At 53.1% G+C, this 4,712-nt stretch carries 8 protein-coding genes; all 8 read right to left on the reverse strand.

Going from position 1 to position 4,712, the window contains the following annotated elements:
* Nucleotides 1–94: 94 nt before the first annotated feature.
* Nucleotides 95–676: a hypothetical protein gene (locus HMPREF2981_RS06470; RefSeq protein ID WP_004006356.1), complete on the reverse strand. Its 582-nt coding sequence runs from the start codon at nucleotides 674–676 to the stop codon at nucleotides 95–97.
* A gap of 219 nt (nucleotides 677–895) precedes the next feature.
* A complete protein-coding gene (locus tag HMPREF2981_RS06475) occupies nucleotides 896–1,399 on the reverse strand; it encodes a lysozyme family protein (protein WP_004006355.1) in 504 nt (167 codons plus the stop codon).
* 105 nt (nucleotides 1,400–1,504) lie between these two features.
* On the reverse strand, nucleotides 1,505–1,885 hold the full coding sequence (locus HMPREF2981_RS06480) for a hypothetical protein (RefSeq protein WP_048752744.1): 381 nt from the start codon (nucleotides 1,883–1,885) through the stop codon (nucleotides 1,505–1,507).
* A 70-nt stretch (nucleotides 1,886–1,955) separates the two neighbouring features.
* Entirely contained in the window at nucleotides 1,956–2,477 is a 522-nt protein-coding gene (locus HMPREF2981_RS06485; RefSeq protein WP_070661778.1) for a muramidase, read from the reverse strand.
* A gap of 110 nt (nucleotides 2,478–2,587) precedes the next feature.
* Nucleotides 2,588–2,947: a hypothetical protein gene (locus HMPREF2981_RS06490; RefSeq protein WP_246825353.1), complete on the reverse strand. Its 360-nt coding sequence runs from the start codon at nucleotides 2,945–2,947 to the stop codon at nucleotides 2,588–2,590.
* Nucleotides 2,948–3,010: 63 nt separating this feature from the next.
* Complete coding sequence (locus HMPREF2981_RS06495) at nucleotides 3,011–3,544, reverse strand: hypothetical protein (RefSeq protein ID WP_004006351.1); 534 nt, start codon at nucleotides 3,542–3,544, stop codon at nucleotides 3,011–3,013.
* 87 nt (nucleotides 3,545–3,631) lie between these two features.
* Nucleotides 3,632–4,138 carry a peptidoglycan-binding domain-containing protein gene (locus HMPREF2981_RS06500; protein WP_070661781.1) on the reverse strand — a complete coding sequence of 169 codons (507 nt, stop codon included), beginning with the start codon at nucleotides 4,136–4,138 and terminating at the stop codon, nucleotides 3,632–3,634.
* A 134-nt stretch (nucleotides 4,139–4,272) separates the two neighbouring features.
* The coding region (locus tag HMPREF2981_RS06505) for a chemotaxis protein CheA (RefSeq protein ID WP_070661784.1) at nucleotides 4,273–4,712 on the reverse strand (440 nt) is incomplete at its 5' end.

A 4,712-nucleotide genomic window follows, 5' to 3' on the forward strand; every position in this document is an offset into this window, starting at 1 on the left:
AAAAGGCTCTTTATTCCAATAAAGCGGGTTTTCCCCATCTTTATTGGAATAAAGAGCCTTTTTATGCAGGAATCTGCTCACGACGAGCGTTGCTTTACCGACCCTTCGCCAGGTTTTCGAGCTTGGTCACCAGCGCATCAGTGTCTCGGGATGCGCTGCTGAGCACACGATAGATCACGCGCCTCTGTGCAGCCTGGCGCACCGCATCCCGACCTTGCGGCACTCCCCCGCCAGCGCGGGTACGCTCATCGGCTAACTCTTCGGCACGCATGGCGGCGTAGTTGATCTTGGCGGCGAGCTGCATCCTGTCCCGTTCCAGCTGAACACCAGCCCACGAGACGGGCCTGCTGGGGAACGGGCTGTTTGATTCGTCCGCTGCACCCCGGATGCGCTGCGCCTCCTGGGTCAGCTGTGTTGCGTCTACCGCGTCGCCAGCCTGTTTGTACATATCAAGCAGAATATGGAAGTTCTTCGCCTTCTCGCTGAGATACTGCGCGTTGGTTGCCGCGCCTTGAGCTTCGGGGTTCTGGTTCTGATTCGACGGGGTTGACGAAGTCTGCGCAGCGTTCGCAGCCGGAGCGGTCAGAGTCGAACCAACCGCGAGCGCGCCCGCAGCGGGAATGCCTACAGCGGCGGCGCGCAGGAATCGGCGGCGTGAGGTACCCAGTTCAGTCATATGTCCTCCTTATTTATGCGGTGTTAAAACACCATGAGGTGCAGAGTCAGCGCCATTAGGATAAGCGCCAACGCCGCAACCTCATGATGCGAAACCGGTAAACCGGTTGGTAGTTTTTAACCGTAACTCACCTGAACACGTTTTTTAGTCAGGGTACGGTTATGCACTACCGTGTTGTCGGGCAGGTTACAGACTGTGTGCTGTGTAGGTTCTCACGCCTTAAGAGTAGTTACCTTCAATAAGCTTGCGCTGAAACGCAACAATGGCCGGTGAGGGACCGTCAAGAACCCCGTCTGCGGTTTGACCCAACCAGCTTTGCAGAGCACTGATTGTAGAGGGTCCGATCAAACCATCAACATCCGTCCCGAGCCAGCGCTGCAAATCTTTGATGGTTTCTGAGCCGGAGGCGGCATCGTCAGAAACCCACTGCCAGCCGCTCGTCAAACCGGGATTAGCACTGGACTGGGATGCGGGCTGACTGTCGATCTGCCCGTCGAGGGAAAGACCGCCCTCCACCGCAGAGTTTACGGCAGCTATGCTGTTGAGGCGCTTCTGCAGCTCAACCGTCGTTTCGGAACCCCAGTAACCATCATCTGTAAGAGCATTCGCGCTCGTTGCGGTCACGAGAGTCGAGCCGAAGGCGAGCATACCTGCAGCGGGAACACCAATGGCGGTAGTACGCAACAGCTTACGGCGGGAAAGTCCGGGATTTTCGAGAGTCATAATACTCCTTCCTCAACTAAAACTTATAAAAAGTTTGAAACGATCTTGGCACCAGTCAAAAGCTCACAAGCCCCAATCTCGCTTCCTCACACAATTGGCTGCGAATTATTGAAAGCGACTGGCATTTTCACGATCAGCATCTTCAGATGCCTGAGCTTCTTGGGCTCGTTGCTGAGCCAACGTTTCGGCTTTTTGAGCAGCATCATGCAGCTGGCCGCTGATATCTTTGACAGCAGCCTCAAGGGCAGGATCATCAAATGCTGCGGCATCAAGATCGAAGCTGTCTGCTAGTTCTTTAGCCCTCTGAGCTTTCTCCTGAAGCTTCTCAGACTCTACTTTCATCTTGGCACCCAAGTCAGTCTCTGCATTCGCAGCTGGGGCCATCACCAGGTTCGCTCCCAAAGCAACCACACCGGCAGCGGGAACACCAATGGCGGTGGTACGCAGCAGCTTACGGCGAGAAAGATCGGTATTTTCGAGAGTCATAATATCCCTTCTTCACATCACCACATACGAGGTGAGAACATGTCACGCCATTTTCGCGATAACTTATTTTTTAAGTCATAGGTACATGAGAGTTCAGATAGTTTTGCAGAGCCTCGATCGTCGGCGAAGGTCCGTCAAGCACGCCGTCAGCGGTTTGCCCAAGCCAGGTCTGCAAAGCACTAATCGTTTGAGGACCAATAATCCCATCGCCTTTCTCGAAGCCCAGCTTTTCACGCTGCAACCTAGCGATAGTACCTGAACCCTTCACCTGTTCATCGGAAACCCACTGCCAGCCTGAAGCCAGACCGGGGTTCTCCTCAGCACGTGATATTGGCTGAGAAGAAATAGTCCCCGAAGGATCCCCAAAAGGATAGCCAGGAAACCACCACTGACCAAGAACCCCTTGCATAAGGACACTTTGGAGAAGTTCTGTTGTCTCCGTACCCCAGTAACCATCAACTGCCATAGCAGCGTTCGCAGCTGGCGCGGTCACGAGGGTCGAGCCAAAGGCGAGCATACCCGCAGCGGGCACACCAATGGCGGTAGTACGCAACAGCTTACGGCGAGAAATACCGGGATTTTCGAGAGTCATAATATTCCTTCCTCAACTAAGGCTCATAAAAGGTTTGAAGCAATCTTGGCACCAGTCAAAAGTCCACGAGCCCCAATATCACTTCTTCACACAACTTAGTTGCGAATTATTTATTCAAAGAGGCTGGCGGCGTCACGATCAGCATCTTCAACAGCCTGAACTGCCTGGTCTCGTTCTTGAGCCATCGCTTCAGCCTTCTGCGCAGCATCACGCAGATCCTCAGCGGCAGAATCATTAATCGCGATGTTATCCTGGTCAAACTTATTTGCTAGATCTGTAGCGTCCCGGGCTTCTTGATGAAGCTGCTCAGATTCTGCCTGCATTGCGCCTGTCGAGTTATCGGCAATCGCTGCATTCGCCGCCGGAGCCGTCATAAAGCCAAGCGCTAACAAGGCGCCCACAATGGGAGCCACGAGCGAGGTGACGCGCATCAACTTACGGCGAGGACGATCAGACTTACGAAGTATCATTTTTTTCTCCTAAATAGTTCAATAAGGACTGTGCACTAACTGGTGAAAGAGCAACACCGGGTTTTAACCGACGTACTGATTAATCTCATTCTGCAAAGCCTCAATAGTCGGTGATGGACTATCTAAAGTTCCATCCGCCGTCAGGCCATAATGCTCTTGTAAAAGCTTGATATGAACGCCTGTGATGCTGTAGCCAGTTACATTCGCACCCCAGCTCTGGACTTTGAGGAAAATATTTTGCGAGCTAGTTCCGGATCCTAGCCACTGATACATGGCCAGCATGGTTGGGGAACCAGAGGCCTGTGCATCATCGACCCATTCCCAACCGCTGACGATACCCGAGCAGGATGGAGCCATACTTGATGGCTGAGAACTAATAACTCCATCCACCGACAACCCGGCCCCACGCACGGCATTCATAAAGCGTTGGAGCCCTGCAGAGGTTTCCTCGCCCCAGTAACCATCAACGCTAACCGCACTCGCACTTGTTGCGGTCACCAGAGTGGAGCCGAAAGCCAGCAAACTCGCAGCGGGCACGCCTACAGCGGCGGCACGCATCAGCCCGCGACGCGAAATACCAGAATGTTCATTCGTCATTTTTATCCTCCTTCAGGATGAAAATATATGTCCGCCGAGAAGCACCAACGTGCTTTTCACGCATCATCAAGTCTCACGTAGAGCAACCTAACCGACGTACTGGCTAATCTCGTTCTGCAAAGCCTTGATAGTCTCTGAAGGTCCATCTAGGCGACCATCTGCCGTGAGACCATAGTGATTTTGTAAGGCTTTGATAGTGTTGGGACCAATCGTGCCGTCAGCTTCCACGCCGCCCAGCCAACGCTGCAGGTAATAGATGGTGAAGTCGTAGCCTTGCGCTCCCCCATCGGATTCCCATTGCCATCCGCTGCCCAGCCCGGGGTTTGCGGACTGCTGCGATACAGGCTGATATTTCACGACACCGTCTTCATACCCGTATGTGGGCTGACCGAGTTCCTGCGCAAATATATTGAAGAAAAACTTTTGAAGTTGCGAGGTTGTCTCGGAACCCCAATAACCATCAGCCTCAAGCGACTGAGCAGCTGGGACGCTAACGATGCTGGACCCCAGCGCCAGAACGCCTGCGGCGGGAACACCTATGGATGCGGTGCACAGCAAGCGACGACGCGAAATACCAGAATGTTCATTCGGCATAGTGGATACCCTCCTTTGCGTATTTTCAGATACAGAAAAGCTAGAGCTGGAAGATGCCTTCCTTGTCGGGATGATGGAAATACCACTAGATGACCGATCCACCCTCCCGACACGTGAAGAACTGTCACATTGGATTAGCCAACGTACTGGTTGATCTCCTTTTGCAAGGCCTTAATGGTCTGCGATGGAGCCTCCAGAATGCCACTGCGGGTAAGCCGATAATGATCCTGCATGAGCTTGATGTGTGTAGGCGAAATTTGGTTGTTGTGCAAAGGTTCGCCTTCTCGGGCCAAAGACGCATTCCCTTCTTGCGTCTTTGCCTCAAGAGTATCGTCTGGATCATGAGTCAGCCACATAAACATCAACTCGATAGTGGGAGATCCCTTGGCCTGAGAATCTTCTACCCACTCCCAACCACCAACGATGCCGGAGCAGGAAGAAGCCATGCTCGAAGGCTGAGAGCTGATCATGCCGTCAACCTCCAATCCAGCACTCAGAAAGGCATTCAGAAACTTCTGAAAACCTGTCGAGGTCTCCGAACCCCAGTAGCCGTCAACATCAACAGCATTTGCGC

The sequence above is a fragment of the Rothia sp. HMSC069C01 genome (assembly GCF_001814655.1).
GTDB classification, from domain to species: Bacteria; Actinomycetota; Actinomycetes; order Actinomycetales; family Micrococcaceae; genus Rothia; species Rothia dentocariosa.